At 35.1% G+C, this 17,696-nt stretch carries 13 protein-coding genes and 2 pseudogenes; all 15 read left to right on the top strand.

Annotated elements, in window-relative coordinates; genetic code table 11:
• Positions 1 to 186: 186 nt before the first annotated feature.
• A complete protein-coding gene (locus tag HMPREF9257_RS08565; protein WP_006419102.1) occupies positions 187 to 951 on the top strand; it encodes a MurR/RpiR family transcriptional regulator in 765 nt (254 codons plus the stop codon).
• Between the two features lie 119 nt (positions 952 to 1,070).
• Positions 1,071 to 2,633: a maltose/glucose-specific PTS transporter subunit IIBC gene (gene malX, locus HMPREF9257_RS08560; protein ID WP_006419089.1), complete on the top strand. Its 1,563-nt coding sequence runs from the start codon at positions 1,071 to 1,073 to the stop codon at positions 2,631 to 2,633.
• A gap of 12 nt (positions 2,634 to 2,645) precedes the next feature.
• Positions 2,646 to 3,815, top strand: a complete 1,170-nt coding sequence (locus tag HMPREF9257_RS08555) for a MalY/PatB family protein (RefSeq protein WP_006419099.1) — start codon at positions 2,646 to 2,648, stop codon at positions 3,813 to 3,815.
• Positions 3,816 to 3,981: 166 nt separating this feature from the next.
• Positions 3,982 to 4,451, top strand: a pseudogene (locus tag HMPREF9257_RS08550) (transposase); the annotation flags it as partial.
• A gap of 624 nt (positions 4,452 to 5,075) precedes the next feature.
• Positions 5,076 to 5,420: a hypothetical protein gene (locus tag HMPREF9257_RS08545; protein WP_006419093.1), complete on the top strand. Its 345-nt coding sequence runs from the start codon at positions 5,076 to 5,078 to the stop codon at positions 5,418 to 5,420.
• A gap of 78 nt (positions 5,421 to 5,498) precedes the next feature.
• On the top strand, positions 5,499 to 6,812 hold the full coding sequence (locus HMPREF9257_RS08540; RefSeq protein WP_006419086.1) for a hypothetical protein: 1,314 nt from the start codon (positions 5,499 to 5,501) through the stop codon (positions 6,810 to 6,812).
• 883 nt (positions 6,813 to 7,695) lie between these two features.
• Positions 7,696 to 8,700: an alpha/beta hydrolase family protein gene (locus tag HMPREF9257_RS08535; RefSeq protein WP_218015552.1), complete on the top strand. Its 1,005-nt coding sequence runs from the start codon at positions 7,696 to 7,698 to the stop codon at positions 8,698 to 8,700.
• A gap of 36 nt (positions 8,701 to 8,736) precedes the next feature.
• Positions 8,737 to 9,075 (top strand): annotated as a pseudogene (locus HMPREF9257_RS08530) (DapH/DapD/GlmU-related protein); the annotation flags it as partial.
• A 234-nt stretch (positions 9,076 to 9,309) separates the two neighbouring features.
• Positions 9,310 to 10,479: a M20 metallopeptidase family protein gene (locus tag HMPREF9257_RS08525; RefSeq protein WP_006419114.1), complete on the top strand. Its 1,170-nt coding sequence runs from the start codon at positions 9,310 to 9,312 to the stop codon at positions 10,477 to 10,479.
• A gap of 509 nt (positions 10,480 to 10,988) precedes the next feature.
• Complete coding sequence (locus HMPREF9257_RS08520) at positions 10,989 to 11,741, top strand: class I SAM-dependent methyltransferase (protein WP_006419111.1); 753 nt, start codon at positions 10,989 to 10,991, stop codon at positions 11,739 to 11,741.
• A 285-nt stretch (positions 11,742 to 12,026) separates the two neighbouring features.
• Positions 12,027 to 13,172, top strand: a complete 1,146-nt coding sequence (locus tag HMPREF9257_RS08515) for an alpha/beta fold hydrolase (protein ID WP_006419087.1) — start codon at positions 12,027 to 12,029, stop codon at positions 13,170 to 13,172.
• 10 nt (positions 13,173 to 13,182) lie between these two features.
• Positions 13,183 to 13,950, top strand: a complete 768-nt coding sequence (locus HMPREF9257_RS08510) for a glutaminyl-peptide cyclotransferase (RefSeq protein ID WP_006419088.1) — start codon at positions 13,183 to 13,185, stop codon at positions 13,948 to 13,950.
• 30 nt (positions 13,951 to 13,980) lie between these two features.
• The gene (locus tag HMPREF9257_RS08505; RefSeq protein ID WP_006419112.1) at positions 13,981 to 15,264 is read left to right on the top strand and encodes an ABC transporter permease; all 1,284 of its coding nucleotides are present in this window, start codon (positions 13,981 to 13,983) and stop codon (positions 15,262 to 15,264) included.
• Positions 15,265 to 15,273: 9 nt separating this feature from the next.
• The gene (locus HMPREF9257_RS08500; protein WP_006419110.1) at positions 15,274 to 15,924 is read left to right on the top strand and encodes an ABC transporter ATP-binding protein; all 651 of its coding nucleotides are present in this window, start codon (positions 15,274 to 15,276) and stop codon (positions 15,922 to 15,924) included.
• Positions 15,924 to 17,288 carry an ABC transporter permease gene (locus tag HMPREF9257_RS08495; RefSeq protein ID WP_006419108.1) on the top strand — a complete coding sequence of 455 codons (1,365 nt, stop codon included), beginning with the start codon at positions 15,924 to 15,926 and terminating at the stop codon, positions 17,286 to 17,288. The genes HMPREF9257_RS08500 and HMPREF9257_RS08495 overlap by 1 nt, the downstream gene beginning before the upstream one ends.
• Positions 17,289 to 17,696: the final 408 nt, after the last annotated feature.

The raw sequence follows: 17,696 nt of genomic DNA, 5'->3' as shown, positions 1-17,696 counted from the left end.
TGTTTTTAGTTTGAAAATTTTTTATCATTATTTAGTTACTATGGTCAATAGATTCGACAAAGCTGCCCGTAGCTCACCTTCGCAACGCCCCCCAAAACTGACCATAACACTTCATCCCAACGGCTTCTTTGTTTTCATCATGGTATAATTGTAGTGAATAAAGTCAAAATATAAGGTGGATCAAAAATGGATGAATTATTTTATAAACTAGAGAAACAAGCAGTGGATTTAAGTGATTTGGAGAAGGTTGTGTTTAAATTTTTGAAATCTAGTCCAGAAACCTTTGCGAATGAGACTATTCATCAAATATCTGAAATTATTTATGTATCAACCGCTACTATCTCGCGGACAGTGAAGAAGTTAGGTTTTCAAAACTTTCAGGAATTAAAGTTTACCATTCAACAGTATTCTCAAGCTAATACTAAACAAAATTATAAATCGCTTGATGCGACAAACTATCAAACTTATGTGATTGATCAAATTGTTGAGGCGATGGCATTGTTAGATGATATTAAGTTGGAAACTATCCTTCAAACCATTAAAGAAGCATCGAATATTGAAATTTATAGTGTGGGGTCTAGCTTACCTATTGGGATTGATTTATCTAGGAAGTTGCTTTCTTTAGGAAAGCCTGCCAACGCGCTCATCGATTGGGATGATTTGAATCGAAAGTCAAAGATTCAAACGGATTCGGAGTTAGCTATTTTAATTAGTTTAAGCGGTGAAACGAAGCATATCATTGATTTTGCTACGAATTTAAAAGACAGTGGTGTTCCAATGCTTGGTATTGTTGGGATTAAAGAATCTCGTTTAGAAGAGTTAGTTGATTATTGTATTTATGCCCCTTCTCGTATGAAATATCATAAAGATGCAGATATTAGTTCGCGAGTCGCTATTATTACAGTGCTTGAGTATTTAATAATTAAGTATAGTGAAATGTTAGAATATTAACGAATATTCATACAATTTAATGTAACCACTTACAAAGGTTGAGAATGAGCACTTTTATTGAATTGAATAAAGTATAATAACGACAAACAAAGCGCTTTTATTTTTTAGGGGGTTATTATATGGAGAAGAGAAATAGACCGAGTTTTATGGAGTTTCTACAAGGTTTAGGTAGAACGTTTATGTTACCCGTCGCCTTATTATCATTCATGGGGCTACTATTAGGGATTGGGAGTGCCTTCTCAAGCACTTCAACAATCGAAGCAATGCCGTTTTTAGATAATGAGATTTTACAAATTATTTTACGCTTTTTATCAACGGTTGGTGGTTTTGCTTTTAGCTATTTACCAGTTATGTTTGCGATGGCGATTCCTTTAGGACTTGCTCGTAGAGAAAAAGGGGTCGCAGCCTTTTCAGGTTTTGTTGGTTATACGGTGATGATATTAGCCATTAACTTTTACTTAACTGAGGCAGGAAGTCTTGCTGAAGCGAGCGTATTAAGAGAAGCCGGCCAAGGGATGGTCTTCGGTATTCAAACACTTGAATTAGGAGTGCTTGGAGGAATTATTGTAGGTGTATTAGTTTACTACTTACACGAAAGATTCTACGATATTCAACTGCCAGATAGTTTTGCCTTTTTCTCTGGTGTAAGATTTGTTCCTATTATTACATCTTTAGTTCTATCAGTAGTTGGTTTAATCTTGCCTATTATTTGGCCATTCTTTGCTTTTATTATTCAAGGTATTGGTAACTTAATTCAACGTGCGGGTGTATTTGGACCGTTCTTGTTTGGTGCAGGGGAACGTTTATTATTACCTTTTGGTCTACATCACATCTTAGTAGCGATGATTCGCTTTACTGATGCAGGTGGTACAGAAGTTGTGAATGGTGAGACTGTTTCGGGTGCATTAAATATTTTCTTTGCACAACTTAATTCAGGTGAAGCTATTTCAGGTGCAGCAACGGCTTTCTTATCCCAAGGGAAAATGCCGACATTTATCTTTGGACTTCCAGGTGCGGCATTAGCGATGTATCAAGTTGCTAGACCAGAGAATCGTGCTCGCATTAAAGGTCTTTTAATTTCAGGTGTTGTTGCTACTGCGGTGACAGGTATTACAGAACCGATTGAGTTTTTATTCTTATTCATCAGTCCTCTATTATGGATTTTCCATGTGATTATGACCGGAGCAGGCTTCTTAGTTATGAGTTTACTAGGCGTTTTAATTGGAAATACTGATGGTGGTATACTTGATTTCTTAATTTTTGGAATTATGCAAGGATCTTACACGCGTTGGTGGTTAGTCCTAATTGTTGGTGCGATTTGGTTTGCAATTTATTATAGTGTGTTTAAATTTGTGATATTAAAACAAGATTTACCAACGCCAGGTCGAGCAGTTCAACAAGATGATACAGAATATTCAAAAGAAGAATTAAACTATTCCAAAGATACGGGCTTTGATGTGAAAGGTATTTTAGAAGCATTAGGTGGAGCTGGGAATATCGCTTCGCTGGATAATTGTGTAACACGATTACGACTAGTGCTTGAAGATGGTACGATTGTGGATGATGATCGACTAAAAGACTTAGGTGCCTTAGGTGTCATTCATTTAGATAAGCAAAATGTTCAAGTTGTGATTGGGACGAAGGTAACGAGTGTCCGCAATGAATTAGAATCATATTTGTAAGGGGGGAGTTCTGTGGATTTCGATAAAGTAATTGATCGTCGTGGAACCTATTGTACGCAGTGGGATTACGTTGCGGATCGATTTGGTGAAGAAGACTTACTACCATTTACAATATCAGATACTGACTTTGCTGTTCCAAAAGAGGTGATGGATACCTTGCAGAAGAGATTATCACATCAAGTATTTGGTTATACACGGTGGAACAATGGGGATTTTCAACAAGCGGTTATGAATTGGTATCAAAAGCGATTTGCGTATCAACCTCAATCTGAATGGATACTATATAGTCCATCGGTCATATATAGTGTTGCTCAGCTGATTCAGATGAAATCTAATGAAGGTGATGGTGTTATTATTCAAACACCGGCTTATGATGCATTCTTTAAGACTATTGAAGGAAATCAGCGACGCGTTATTGAAAATCCGCTCATTTACTCAGCAGGATATTATAGGATTGATTTTGAAGATTTAGAGGAGAAGTTAGCTGATCCTCGCAACAAAATATTGCTTTTCTGTTCACCTCATAATCCTACAGGAAGGGTATGGACTGAGGAAGAATTGAGACCCGTTGTTTCTTTATGTGTGAAATACAATGTATTTTTAATTAGTGATGAGATTCATATGGACGTAGTTAGTCAAGGGCACAAGCACCTTCCCATCACACAATTCATGACAAATAACGTTGCTTTGGTTACATCAGGAAGTAAGACTTTTAACTTTCCTGGTTTGATATTTTCTTATCTCATCTTACCTAACTCAGAAGATAGAGAATTATTTTTGTACCATTTAAAGAATAAAGACGGCTTATCTTCGACGAGCATTCTAGGAATGGAAGCGACGATGGCAGCGTATAATTATTCTAGTGATTGGGTTGATGAATTAAATACTTACATCGCGGATAATATTCACTTAGCGACAACCTTTTTTGAAGAAAAATTTGAAAAAGTAGTCATTGTGCCTACAGAAGCAACCTATCTTATGTGGATAGATCTATCCGGAATAAGTATACCTATGGATGAGGTTCAAAGGCGCTTGGTTCATATCGGACGTGTGGCGATTATGGATGGGGAGGTTTACGGAGGTAACGGTGAACATTTCCTAAGATTGAATGTAGGTTGCCCAAGAGCTAAATTAATTGAAGGTTTAAATAGAATAGAGAAGAGTTTTGAAGGTGTAGAGTAAAAAAACGGGACTGGGCAAAAAGTCACAAATAAATAACCATTTACCTTAATTTCACAAAGGGTAGATGGTTATTTTTATGCTGCAATTATTTTATTGTCTTTTTCCATCGTTTTCACGATACCTCCTCTAATCATTTGTGCTAATTTCATTAGATTCAATGGAGGCATTGGTAAGTGATTTAACATATGTAAAAGTAGCAAATACATGGCATTACGTATGTTTATTTATTGATCTTTTCAATAGAGAAATTGTTGGTTACAATGCAGGTAAAAATAAGGATGCAAATTTAGTAGTGAAAGCAATTAGTAAAATTAATCATATCTTAAAACAAATCACACTATTTCATACAGATAGAGGTAAAGAATTTGATAACAAATTGATAGATGAAGTATTAAAGACTTTTGAAATCGAGCGTTCATTAAGTACTAAAGGTTGTCCTTATGACAATGCAGTTGCAGAAGCAACGATGATGGCACTGAAAACCGAATTTGTAAAACAGATGAAATTTGAAAGCTTAGAACAGTTAGAAACAGAATATTTGATTATGTAAACTGGTACAACAAATTTAGACCACATTCTTCATTACAGTATTTAACGTCAGTGGTGTTTAAAGATCTGCACATGAAAAGTGTCTGAAAAACTGTTGACATTCCACATTCTGAAACTGAAGAATACGATGACCATTTGGTGAATCAGTTGGTGTAGAAACTTATATATAAATGATGTCACAATGGAAGGTCTATTGAATACTGGTTAAAGTGTAGCTATTGAAAATTAAAAGAGAGTCAGAACACTGTTTATGGATAGGATGGTGCTGTGGCTCTCCTTGTATTTGATAAATTAGTAGCCACTAATAAGTGATTCCAATAATTCGTCAAAAACATCCCAAGCGTTTATAAGCTCCAGACGATCTGCATGTTCAATAAATTCTTCAGTATCTGGTAAATAGTAGCTAACGATAAGTTTTGTACCACTATCATCAATATCTCCACGAATTACACCGATGTTAATAAGTTGGTACTCTTCTAAATCAAGGCGCAGTTCTTAAATTAGCTTTAAATAAGCATTATTACTGTTCATTGGTAATCATTCCTTTATGAATTCATTGATTCACTTTCAATATGATTTCAATGACATAGTCAATAAACCATAGTGTATTTTTTTAGACTATAGATATAAAAAATAGCAAGAGATTCCTTGAGAGCAATCAATTATAATAAAGAGGAAGAACGAGACGGTTTGAAAAAGGAGTGAAATAGAATGGCGAAATATACAGATGATGATATTCGTAATTGTAAGAAAGTCACTTTAAAAATAGCAGGAGATTATTTAGGTATATCTCCAAATGCTGTAGGGCTAGGAATGAGAAATAATCTCTTGCCAATAGGTTTTGCAGTACACAATGAAGAGAAAGATAGACGCTTTTCTGAAAGTTGGTCTTATAACATCATTGCAGAACGATTAATTGCTTATAAATATGGAAGAATATCAGAAATACGAGTCCAAAATATTGAAGAAAATCTTGAGACCATCATTAAAGAATTTCAATCGCTAAAGTCAGATTTACTTTTTATATTAAGCGAAAACGCAGAAATAGAGAATTAGAATTGTTTAACTATGCGTTTTCGCTAGGCCAATATACTGATCCTGATCGACCAATCGAGTTAAGTGAGGAAGATTTATATGAAGAAAATGATGACGACTTTGAATAGAGCAGAGCTTTATCGTGAAATTTGGCAAATGAGCGTTAAAAAAGTTGCAGAAAAATATAATCTAAACTATTCAAAATTACTAGCTGCCTGTCGTGAGAATTCAATCCCTATTCCAAGCAGTAAATATTGGGTCGATTTAAGAACTGGTAAAGATGTTTCTGACTTAATTGAGCCACTGCCCGATTATGAGAAAGATGAAATAATTGTAGAATCGAATGTAAAAACAGGAAAAGAAAACTCATTAGAAAAAGTAAGTACTGTTCCAGATGAGGAGTCAAAAGATTCAGGAGTCGTGAATTATAATTCGGAGTTGCTAAATTCATTAAAAAATAGATTACAATTTTTGCCGTCGGATAAAATAGATAGTATTTATGAAGTGCTAATCAATAAAGAATTTGCTTTAAATAAAAGGCTTAATAAAAAAGTGGTCAATTATAAGAAGTCGGTTGAGCTGTGGCATAGAAAAGAAAATAATTCTAAAAGAGACTACTTTGACTCACGTTATGAACCTAATAATATAGAAAGACCGATGTTTATTAAGGAAATTTCTGCAGAATCCTTATCGCGGCTGTATAAACTTTTGGATATTTTAGTTGAATTATTTCATGCATTGGGTGAAAAAGTTACTGATGATTTTAAAGTACAGATCGATTCAGACTACGTGGAGTTTGAAATTATAGAAAGCAAAGATAAGATTAAGCATGAACTGACAAAAGAAGAAGCGAGAGAGTTATTGGAATATGAAGATGCTAAGCAGCAATCGCGCTATGCCTCTAGGCCCAAGATAAGGAAATATGACCATGTTTTCAACGGTGTATTTAGGATAAAAACGAGCACAGGAAAATACGTCAGAGATAAAAAGAATTTACTTTTAGAGGAAATGCTAGGTGAGATTGTTATCATTTTCTATGAAAGTTATTTTGAAATAAAAGAACGAAGGGAAGAACGGGAAGAAGCAGAAAGGCTCAGAGAGATTGAGAGAAAAAGAGAGGATGAACATCGAGAACTGGTAAATACAGAAAAGAAAAAAACTTTACAGCTATTAAATGTTATTGAGGACTATCGTTTAGCTAAAGATATCAGAGAATATTTAGCTATTTTAAAAGAAGTAGATCCTACACTAGATGAAGAAACGTTTAGATGGATTGAAGAAAAAGCAAACTGGATTGACCCAACTGTTTCTTTTGAAGACGAATTATTAGGCAAGAGAGAACATCATAAAAATAGTGATGCTAAAATTAATTTTTTGAACGGGCATACTTCTAGAAATTGGTTAAACTGGTGACGTAATAGTTTCAGTTTAACTACATAGACATCTTGTTAAATTGAATCAATATATTTATGCCGATACATGTTGAGACATGCGCTGACTTAACGAAATCGAGCGCAAGCGAAGACTAAGTTTAGACGCGCAGTCGGTCTGCGACGATAGGAGCAGAGAATCCTTATGTCTCACTTGTTAAGGAGCGAAGCGACGAAGTAAGTAATTACGGAGACCTATGCGATAGCTGTCGCAGAAGGAGTAATGTAGTGACGAAATGATGCGGTAACAGCGAACCGCCGAAGCCGTCGTATTGATGCAAAAAGTAAAAGAGTAGAATGTTGTTATATCAGCTTTTTGAATGTGTGAGTCATATTCAGGAAGCTGATTTTTTAGTATAATGAGTGTGAATAGCTATTGAAATTGGGGTTTAATTCCCAAAGTTAAGAACGAGTCTGAGGAAACGGGTCAATAAATAGGGGAATTTTTAGATTAATCTTATCGGTAGGTGAAAGAGAGGAAGAGATGAATTTAACCGAAATTACAGAGAAAAATATATAGGATGTGATGGCTCTAAAACTTAAACCTGAACAAGAAACTTATGTTAGAGATCCATTATATTCTTTTAGCGGAGTTCATCAAGGATCGCTACGCTTTCCTCCTTGACAAACTTCTTTGAAAAAATAGTTAGTCGTTAGGTCTAGGGCATCAGAAGTTTCAGTATGTGTAACATATGTTTGACAACTCTATAAATGATGTTTGACGCATGTTGTTTGTTTAGTGAAAGATGTTGCTTGTCAAAAGAGAAGAGGTCATGAACATGCATAATAAAACGAAAACACCGAAAAAGGGCTCAATCTGGAAAAAGTTACTTATTGGACTAGCTATAGTGATGATGGTATTAGTAATGGCATTAGCATTTTTTTCAGTCTTTATCTATCGGGAGAATATTTCAGGACGACAAGAAAGTTTTGCGCCCTTAATGTTAGAAGTAAAAGATTTTGATGGCTTACAACGAACGGAAATGCCCTTTGATTCTAATGAAGAACAAAAACTAATGGGGTATTTATATCAAAAAGGTAAGAATCAAAAAGGTGTCATTGTCTTAGCCCATGGCTTTGGTGACGGCGGACATAATTCTTACATGGATTTAGCCGATTATTTTGCGACGAATGGTTATTATGTATTTACTTATGATGCGACCGGAACTGATGAGAGTGAAGGGGAAGGTGTAGGTGGTTTCCCACAAGGAACTATTGACTTGGATTATGCGATTCGTTTTGTTAAAACTCAAGACCAGTTGAAGGACTTGCCACTCATGCTATTTGGCCACAGTTGGGGTGGTTATAGTGCGGGCAATGTCTTAAATTTTCAACCCGATGTTCAAGCAGTCATTACGGTAGCGGCCTTTAATCAATCTTCGGATATTTTTGAAGTGGTTGGCCGGCAAGAAGCTGGCGACGGTATTGAAGTGATGATGCCATTTGTTAATCTATATGAACGCATTAAATTTGGAGATTATGCCACTAAGACGGCTTTAGAAGGTTTTGGCAATACGAATGCCAAGATTATGATTGTGCAAAGTCAAGATGATGAAGTGGTACCGATGGCTTATGGATATAATCTGTTTTATGAGCAGTATAGTAAAGGTAATCGTTTTCAATTTGAGCTTTATGAAGACCGAGGTCATAATCACTTATTTAGAGATGAGACTTATATCAATGAGTTTTTAGACGGCATGAACACCTACGTCAACTCATTCTCGTTTAATGATGATGAAGCAGGCAAAGCATTACGGGATGAAGCCAAAACAAGCTATATCCTAGAACATCTTAACCGCGAGAAATGGAGTCATTCATTGGAAGAGTCTATTGTGAAAAAGTTTGTAGAGTTCTATGATTCGGCTTTGTAGTTAGAAAGGATAAAATACTCAAAAAAGATAAATAACCCGACCAAATTTGGTGATAATGTATTTTTGGTTCCTCACGTAAGTATATATACAGCAGGTCACCCAATTGATAAGGATGTACGCAACTTGGAACTGGAATATGCCAAGGCTGTAACAATAGGCGATGATGTCTGGATTGGTGGAAATGTTATAATCAATCCCGGTGTCACAATAGGAAGTGATGTAGTCATTGCTTCTGGTTCAGTTGTTGTAAAAGACATCCCAAGTCATGTTGTTGTAGGAGGTAATCCCTGCCGTGTAATTAGACAAATAACTGATAAAGATAAAAATAATTGGCGCACTCAACTAAAAGAATATGAAGATGATATTAAAAAGTAGATTTTTGCAATAGTTATTTCGACAATCGGAATTTGATTAGGTTATAATAATTTACTTGTGATAAAATATTTTTAGTATTTTCTAGATTATTAATCTCTAAACCTCTATTTGAGAGTATTTCAATTTGTTCATCATAAGTTTTAAAACGAGCAGTATCACTCCAATATTAACTGAAAAATATGCAAGGAAACACAAGTTGCAAAAGAGAAGTCTAAACATATAAGGAGGAAAATTATGACTGATTATTTTAAAGAAGCTTTAGAATACAAAGATGAACTAATTGAAAAAAGAAGAGCCTTGCACCAAATTCCGGAAACTGGACTGGATTTACCAAAAACAAAGGCATATGTAAAGGGTGAGCTCGAAGGACTTGGCCTTGAAGTGAAAGAATATGGTACATCCGGTTTATCTACCCTTATTCAAGGTGAAAAAGGTGAAGGAAGATGCATTATGATTAGGGCAGATATGGATGCCCTTCCAATGAATGAAGAAAGTGGTTTGCCCTTTGCTTCAACCGGAAATACTGCCCACACCTGTGGCCACGATCTCCATTCTTCGATTGCCCTAACTGCTGCAAAAGCTCTATTAAAAGAAAAGGCAAATTTCAAAGGCACAGTGAAATTTATGTTCCAACCTGCTGAAGAAATTTTTGCAGGATCTAAAATGATGATTGAGAACGGAGTATTAGAAAATCCTCAGGTGGATAGGGCTCTTGCACTTCACACAGCTCTTGACAGAGAAACAGGTTCAATTTGTTACAATGAAGGCTATTTTGCTACAAGCTCAGATAACTTTAAAATTACAATTAAATGTAAAGGCGGCCATGGCGCATATCCTCATACTACTATTGATCCGATACATGTAGCTGTCAATATTTACACAAACTTCTTAGAGCTAATCGCCCGCGAATGTCCACCTCAAGAAACGAGTACATTGACCTTTGGAATGCTAAGTGCCGGTTCAAACTCAAATATTATTCCGGATCTTGCAGAAATGCAAGGAACACTTCGTGCATACAGTCCGGAGGTTAGAAATAAATTAAAATCAAGAATGCTGGAAATTATTGAAGGATTAAAGATCTCAACAAAAGCTGAAATCGATCTTGACTTCTTCACCGGAGTTCCAAGCCTTTATTCAGACCCGGAATTCACAAGAGAAATTGTGGGCTATCTAAAAAATAGTGATTTTGATGGCGAACTCATTCCGGACACAAAAATCATGGCAAGCGAAGATATGGCTCTTGTGGCTGAAAAAGTTCCAACTGCCTATTTCAGTGTAAATTGCAAATTGCCGGGCAACAACTTTAGCCACCACAATCCTGGAGTGAATTTTGACGAGAATATGATGCCAATTGGGCTGGGGCTAATGCTTACAGCCGTTGTCAACTGGCTAAATAACAACTGATTTGCATTAAAAAAGCCCTTAAGATTTGACCACTTTGCACTGACCTGGACCAAGAAATCCGACTTTTGGAGGTCAGTACATGACATAAACATATAAAATGTATATTGGTTGATAACTTCCCATATACGAGGCTTTTGAGAAATATGGAACTTTATTCATACTGACCACTCAAGCCATGTGGAGACGTTAGTCTTGATGTCAAGGAAATAAAAACAAGTACCTGAAAGCGGCGTATTTCTGGGCTTTTCGGAGGTTTGGATTTGAAGCCCGACTTCTGAAAAAGCTCGGTTTTCTTATATAGAAACATATCTAATGTAAAATATGTGTCAGGTTGTAACCTGGGATTAGATGTCACGATTTGGGACAGTGGATTAGATGTCAGGCATTTCGGGCTGGTTTTTGAAAAACGAAAAAGGCTGATAACCAATCAGGCAACTCGACTATTTTGGGTGGTTGCTGGCGGTGGAATAGATGTGAAGGAAAAATTAGAATTTGGAGGGATATAAGATATGAAATCATATCAAGACATAAATAAAGAGACAATCGACAAGTGGGTTGAAGAAGGATGGGAATGGGCTAAATCAATTTCACATGAAGAATATAATGATGCTAAAAATGGTAATTGGAATGTATTATTAACACCAACAGTTCCTGTTCCACATGAATGGATTGGTAATATAAAAGATAAAAAAATATTGGGATTAGCTTCAGGAGGAGGACAACAAATGCCAATATTCAATGCCTTAGGTGCTAAATGTAGCGTACTTGATTATTCTTCAAAGCAAATTGAATCAGAATATAAAGTTGCGAAAAGGGAAGGTTATACGATAGAAGCAATAGAAGGTGATATGACTAAAAAACTCCCATTTGATGATGAAACATTTGACATTGTTTTTCATCCTGTTTCAAATTGTTATGTTGAAGATGTGCAGCATATTTTTAATGAGGTATATAGAGTGTTAAAAAAAGGAGGCATTTTTCTTGCTGGACTAAATAATGAAATAAACTATATTGTAGATCAAAATGAAAAAGAGATAGTTTGGAAAATGCCCTTTAATCCACTTAAGGACGAAAAAGCCAAAGAGTTCATGGTTAAAGAAAATGCCGGAATGCAGTTTTCGCATAATATGACAGAACAGATAGGAGGGCAATTAAAAGCAGGATTCACACTAGTAGATATTTACGAAGATACCAACGGATTTGGAAGACTACATGAATTGAATATTAAAACTTATATAGCTACAAAGTCGATTAAGAAATAATTTCTAACTTATAAATAATGATAAATATCAGTTGTTGAACCAAGTAATTAAATAGAAACGCAAGAGACGATAGAAAATTAAACTCTATCGTCTTTTTTTATACTCAAAATTTGGGGGTTAAAATGATAAGGATAAGAAGTCCCACTTAAAACAATTTAATATTTAAGAAATATAGCGATTGAATTATAAGTTCAGTCGCTTTTTTTATTTTCCAAAATCCATTTCATATTCATTTTATATACTTGTGATAAAGTTAAGCTATCAAATATGAAAGGATGTTTTTAAATGAAAAACAGTATCAAAACAAAATTATTAATTGCATCATTATTAAGTAGTAATTTAGTGGCACTTCCACTCTATCCTGTGAATGCAGAAGAAATGGATAATACTGAAATGACAGAAGAAATGGAAGACATGAACGAATCAGACACTACCATGGAAGAAACTATGGAAGAATCGATGGAAGAAACCATGGAAGGCAATATGGAAGGCGATATGGAAGAAACAACAGAGTCATCTGAGACAACGAAAGAAGAACATGTAGAAGAAGAAGATCCGATTCCAACGGATAAAGAAGAATTAAAAAAATTAATCAAAGATTATGGTACTAAGATTACGGTCAAAGATTTACAAATGAACGTTTATGAATTAGGTGCAGAACATAAAGGTGAATCTAAAACATTAGTCTTCATGCCAGGTTTAGGTGAAGCTTCTCAACCTTTAACCCATAAAAACTTATTGGATGCCTTAGCTAAAAAATATCATATTTTAGTGGTTGAGCCATTTGGTTATGGTTTATCTGATGTAAGTAATGAAGAGCGTACAGTTGAAAATATTACCGAAGAGTTACATAGTGCATTAGAACAAATGGATGTTAAAGAATACTATTTAGTGGCCCATTCATTATCTGGTTTATATGCTTTAAAATATTCACAAATGTATAAAGATGAAGTCTTAGGTGTGATTGGTATGGATACGAGTACCCCAATGATGAACGGATTTATGGAAATGCAACACGAAGAAGCACCAATCGATGATAGTGGTCAAGCGACCGATTTACCTGAGATTCCAGATGTAGACGATGAAGTGAATCTTCAATATCGATACATTGCACAATTGAACTTAAATAATCCCGATGTGGTGGATGAGAGTAACCGTTCAAATCAAGTTTTAATGGACTTCAAAGATGAAAAAATTCCTTCAGGCATCCCAGCATTATACTTATTAGCTCAAGATTCTTATGAAGATATCGAAATGCGGCGCGAATTCATGGATAAAATTACGGAAGATTGGGAAATGCAACATAAATCATTATCTGAAAACCCAGACGAAGTTGAAACTCATATTTTAGAAGGGGATCACTTAATTTATATGACCCAATATGAAGAAATGGCACGATTAATTGATGAATTTATCACTAATCATAACTAGGAGATCACCGATGAAAAAGAGTTTTATCGTACTACTTTGCCTGTTAACGGCAAATATCATCTACACAACTGAAGTTTCAGCTGGTGAAATCAATTTACTTGAAAAGTATCCCGTTAACACACCACTGTTTACGCAAGGATTAGAACTCAATCAAGACAATGAATTAATTTTAGGAACAGGTTTACAAGGACAATCCAAAATAGGAAAATTTAACTTAGAAACTGGTCAATTAGAAGATGATCAACTCCTACCACATAATTATTTTGGTGAAGGTCTTACGCATACTGACAAATATTTATGGCAATTGACCTGGAAGGAAAAATTAGTTCTAAAACGTGACCCTAAAACATTTGAAATATTAGAAGAAATCCCAATGGAAACAGAAGGATGGGGGCTTTGTTATGATTCAGAAAACAAAGTACTTTGGCGTTCGGATGGGTCAAGCACTTTATATAAACATGATCCAGAGACCTTTGAAGTATTAGACAAAGTCAAAATTATGAATGGTAAATTAGCCGCTTCAAAATTAAATGAATTAGAATACTATAATGGATATATTTATGCGAATCGACTTTATCGTGATGAAATTGTTAAAATTGACACGAATAAAGGAGAAGTGGTCGATCAATATGATGTCCGCTCAATCATCGATGAGACAATGGATGAAGAGCAAATCGCCAGTATTGATACCTTAAACGGTATTGCACACATTAAGGATAATGAATTTTATATTACTGGGAAATTATATCCTTATGTCTATAAAGTAAGTTTAGATTAAAATGTTAATAAATGATAAAGAGGGGATATTTTGAATATACAAAAAAATGCGTGGGCTTATATTACCCGCAAAAAACACCGAACATTCATTATTTTTCTAATATTGATGTTTATTTTAACAAGTTTATTTACTTGTTTAACCATCTTAAATGCAAGTCAACAAATTGAAAATAATGTTTTTAAAATTTCAAACTCCTCTTTATCGATAACTAAAAATGATAGTTCTTCGTTTGCGATGAAAGATTTCGAACAGTTAAAGAGTATTAAGGAAATAGAGGACATTAATCCTGAATATCAAAGTTTGGCTAAATTAGTGGATCACCAAGTGATTGAAGGGGAACAACAAATTTTCCGTGAAGATACCCCAGAACAATTATCAAATGTGGTCGATGTTCAAGCCACCAATGATTCCCAACGAGACTTGTTATTTTCAAGTGGCGTGTTTACACTCGTCGCTGGGCAACCGATTCAATCTGACAGTCAGCATCATGTACTCGTTCACCAAGCATTTGCCGATAAAAATGGTTTAAAATTGAATGATACCATTCGTTTGCAGTTAGTCGATACCGAAAGCTTAAACGTACATGAAACGATGGAATATACCATTAGCGGCATTTTTACAGGGAAAAAGCAAGAGAGTTACACAGGATTAAGTTCAGATTTTAGTGAGAACACCTTTTTTGTCGATTATCAAACCAGTCAGGAACAATTGAGACTAAACAAAGATCAAATGATCACGAATAAACTAACCCTCCATACCGATTCAGTTGAAAATTTAGAATCAGCTCATGAACAAATCAAAAATTTACCCATTGACTGGTCAAAATATGAAGTTGAGAAAAATGATAAAGCATTCCAAAAGACCCTTACGGCCTTGCAAAGTATGCAACAGATTATTGAAATTGTGACCAATGCCATGATTTTAGGTGGCTTAATCGTTCTTTCCTTAATCTTAGTCTTATGGCTAAGAGAAAGAATCTATGAAATAGGCATCTTCTTAGCTATCGGCATGAGTAAAAAGGTCATTATTTCACAGTTTATCTTGGAACTACTGCTCGTTTCTTTACCAGCGGCGGTACTTTCCTTTATCCTTGGATGGCAGCTAAATCAATTTTTCTTAACCGATTTTTTCAATTCGATTACCAACGAAAGTATCGGCAGCCAAATGTTACCGATTGAGAATATCGGTGATAATTTAACCCACTTTGGGATGGCTTATGGCTTATTACTGGTCATTATTTTCTTAGCCGTTATGTTATCCTGTTCGATCATTTTATTAAAGAAACCGAAGACCATCTTATCAGAAATTAGTTAGGAGTTAACAATGAAAATACTTGAATTAAAAAACGTTACGTATCAATATAAAAATAGCAATGAAAAAGTTTTATCGTTAGTGAACCAATCATTTGAGTCTGGCAAGTTTTATGCCATCATCGGTAAATCAGGTGCTGGTAAATCGACCCTGCTGTCACTATTAGCAGGTTTAGACACACCAAGAAGTGGCCAAATAGTATTTAAAGAGCAAGATATCGCAAAAAATGGTTATAGTTATCATCGTAAACATAATATTTCGCTAGTCTTTCAAAATTATAACTTAATCGATTATTTAAGCCCGTTGGAGAATTTAAAACTAGTCAATCCCGATGCGACTAAAGAAAGCTTATTGGAATTAGGCTTAGATGAAACCCAAATCAATCGTAATGTCTTAAAACTATCTGGTGGTCAACAACAAAGAGTGGCTGTCGCACGGGCATTGGTATCGAAAGCCCCTATTATTTTAGCGGACGAACCAACAGGTAATTTAGACAAGGATACTGCGACTGAGATTATTGACATCTTAAAAGACATTGCTAAACAAAAAGGCAAATGCGTGATTGTCGTCACCCACAGTAACGAAGTAGCCGATGCCGCCGATATTGTTTTAGAATTGAAGAACAAACAATTGGTCCCAGTTAAGAATAAGGGGGATCACTAATGTTTAAAAATGCGATTGCCTATGTAACCAGAAAAGGCTTAAAATCATTCATTATCTTTTTAGTCATTTTAGTCATGGCTTCAATCGGATTAATGAGTGTTTCCATCAAACAATCAACCAATGAAATGGTAAGCTCGACCTTTGGTAATATTAATAGTAGTTTCTTAATGGAAATAAACCGCCAAGTCAATTTTGGGACACCTCGTGGTGGGGGAAATGTTAAAGGCGAAGACATTAAGAAAATTTCTGAGACAGAAGTCGTGGATTCATTTGTAAAGCGAATTAACAGTGTCGCCGACTTAGTCGATGGTGAGTTAATCGAAACACCTCAAACAGAACAAAACCAACGAGAAAACTTTAAAAATGCTGTCATGATTACCGGTGTCAACAATTCTGAAAAAGAAACGAAATTCGTCTCAGGTGCTTTTAATTTAATCGAAGGTAGTCATTTAAATGACCAAGACCAATACAAAGTGTTAATTCATAAAGATTTAGCGCAAAAAAATAATTTAAAGATTGGCGATAAAATTAAATTAAAATCTAATCTTTATGATGCCGATAATGTCAAACAAGCCAATGAAACGGTTGAAGTTGAAATCAAAGGGATATTTGATGGCCATAATAAAGGCGGGGTCGTTGCCGCTCAAGAGTTATATGAAAACAATATTATCTCGGATATCGATACCGCAGCGAAAGTATATGGTAATACTGAGGATACCGCTGTCTACCAAGATGCAACCTTTTTCGTAAAAGGTAATGTCAATGTCGATCAAGTCATCAAAACATTATCGAAGTTGGACATTGATTGGAGACAATATAATTTAATTAAGAGTACGGCTAATTACCCAGCATTACAATTATCGATTTCGAAAATCTTTGCGATTACCAACCAACTATTAATCGGTTCATTAGTGTTTGCGGGTATTATTATCACCTTACTATTAACACTTTGGATGAATGCTCGTAAAAAAGAAATTGCGATTATGTTATCAATTGGTAGAACGAAAGGACAAATATTCTGCCAACACTTGTTGGAGATGATTCTAATTAGTGTGCCAGCCATGTTAGGTGCTTACTTACTCACCAATAAAGTCGGAACTCAGATTAGTAATCTTATCTTAGATAGAATTAATAATAATATCTTAAATGAAATTGCAGAAAAAGCAGCCTCAAGTCAATTAGGTGCTGGAGCAGAAACAGAAGGCTTTACTAAAACCCTCTCTGATCTTTCGATTCAGGTTGATTTACAATCATTATTATTAGTAGGAAGTTTCATTTTGCTAGTGTTAGTCATAGCACTGTTTATCTCTTCATATCAAACCATTAGAAAAAATCCTCGTGAATTATTAATCGATACTAAATAAATTTTTAAGTGGATATTGGATAGAACCATGATTTTATCAATATCCACTTTATTGTATTTCTATTTAGTAGGCAACATAATCCTAAAGTAGGGAAGGGAAATAATGTTTGCCAGACAAGATAGACCTAAAATATAAAAGGCAAACAGTGTATAGCGGCTGTATGTTAAGTGCCGTCATACACTCTTATATTATCAATTATTGTTTAGCGGGTTACATGTGAGCTTGGTTCGAGTGAACCCATATGTTATCAGTGATTATTTGGTGGACTCTATGTGAGATTTCCGCCAGCTAACTTATGTACTGTCGGTTAATCTTTGGTTTACTGTAGGTGAAGTGACACCCCTTCCCTAGAAGCGATCAGTCTTTGTTTGACGCGCTTTATGTGAAGCTAGTCCTGTTAACCTGTAT

This window comes from Eremococcus coleocola ACS-139-V-Col8 (genome assembly GCF_000183205.1).
In the GTDB taxonomy this organism is placed as follows: domain Bacteria; phylum Bacillota; class Bacilli; order Lactobacillales; family Aerococcaceae; genus Eremococcus; species Eremococcus coleocola.
Note: the sequence above shows the minus strand (reverse complement) of the source record. Positions and strands in the feature narration are given on the sequence as shown.